Here is a 1408-nt window from a genome sequence, read left to right as displayed (position 1 = left end):
TAAATAATAAGATACTTTCTTTTTAGGAGGCTCTTTGGCGAAAAGAAACGCTTATGAAATCTTTGGAATTTTTCATAGTTTGTATACTATCTGCTTAAAATTCAATCGTAATTTGTTATAATCAAGGACAACCACGATTAAAATAAGCATTAAATTCATTATCACTAATATCTCGAATAGAAAAGGAGTTAACTTATGAAAAAAGAATTCGTTGTTATAGGTCTAGCAAGATTTGGTGGAAGTGTATGTAAAGAGTTACATCGTTTGGGTCATGAAGTTTTAGCAATAGATATAGACGAAACGAAAGTTAATGCAATTTTAAACCATAGTACAAAAGCTGTAATAGCGGATGCTTCTCGTGAAGATGTTTTAAAATCTTTAGGTGTTGGAAACTTTGATTACGCTGTAATTGCTATAGGAGACAATATACACTCTAGTATTATGTGTACATTATTATTAAAAGAAATAGGCGTGAAAAATGTATGGGCGAAGGCTCAAGATGCTAACCATAGAAAAGTTCTTACTAAAATTGGTGCGGATAGAATCATTCAACCAGAACACGATATGGGGATTAGAGTTGCTAATCAATTACAGTCTGGAAAACTCCAAGAATATATAGAACTCTCTGAGGATTATAGTATATTTGAATTGGATGTATCAAAAAAATTATCTAATAAAACAATTAAGGATTTAGATATCAGAGCAAAATACGGTTGTACTATTTTAGCTATAAAGCACGGAAAAAAAGTGAGCATTTCACCTTCCGCGGAAGACACACTATACGAAGGAGATATGATTGTTGTTATGGGAAACAACAATGATATAAAACGTTTTGAAGAGAAAGGGCTGTAATTGGATGAATAAAAGTACTCTACTAGGCTATTTAAAACAATCTACTCGTCATTTAAGCCCTCCTATGATAGTAGTCTTAAGTTTTTTTATTCTTATTCTAATTGGTACAATATTATTAAAATTACCCTTTTCGACTACGGAAACAATTTCTTGGCTAGATACGTTATTTACTGCTACTTCTGCTGTTACGGTTACAGGATTAATCGTGGTTGATACTGGAACAGCTTTTACTCTATTTGGACAAACTGTCCTTATGTTTCTTATGCAACTTGGCGGGTTAGGCCTAATGACATCGGCAGTTTTTATTTTCTTCATATTCAAACGAAGAATCGGCATGCAACAAAGAGAGATTATTAAAGAATCTTTAAATCAAGAATCATCAGGAGGGGTTATTCAACTGGTTCGTTACATACTTCTTTTTTCTTTAGGTATCGAACTAATTGGTTTTACTATTTTGTCCATTAGATGGATTCCAGAATACGGACTTTGGCAAGGTTCTTTTTATAGTTTATTTCATACTGTCGCAGCTTATAATAATGCTGGATTTTCTCTATGG

2 protein-coding genes are annotated in these 1408 nt (G+C 32.5%); both read left to right on the top strand.

Annotation, left to right across the window (positions count from 1 at the left end; all coding sequences use genetic code 11):
• Positions 1 to 195: 195 nt before the first annotated feature.
• Positions 196 to 852 (top strand): potassium channel family protein, encoded by a 657-nt coding sequence (locus BM057_RS11455; RefSeq protein ID WP_092093905.1) that lies wholly within the window; start codon positions 196 to 198, stop codon positions 850 to 852.
• A gap of 4 nt (positions 853 to 856) precedes the next feature.
• Positions 857 to 1408 (top strand): potassium transporter TrkG (locus BM057_RS11450; RefSeq protein ID WP_281246077.1); only part of this gene is annotated, 552 nt, incomplete at its 3' end.

The organism is Pisciglobus halotolerans, from assembly GCF_900113675.1.
In the GTDB taxonomy this organism is placed as follows: domain Bacteria; phylum Bacillota; class Bacilli; order Lactobacillales; family Carnobacteriaceae; genus Pisciglobus; species Pisciglobus halotolerans.
This window is presented reverse-complemented; position numbering and strand designations above follow the sequence as displayed.

Bases quoted from the DNA above. Each gene is read 5' to 3' on its own strand.
- BM057_RS11455 (WP_092093905.1), top strand. From the start codon at position 196: ATGAAAAAAGAATTCGTTGTTATAGGTCTAGCAAGATTTGGTGGAAGT.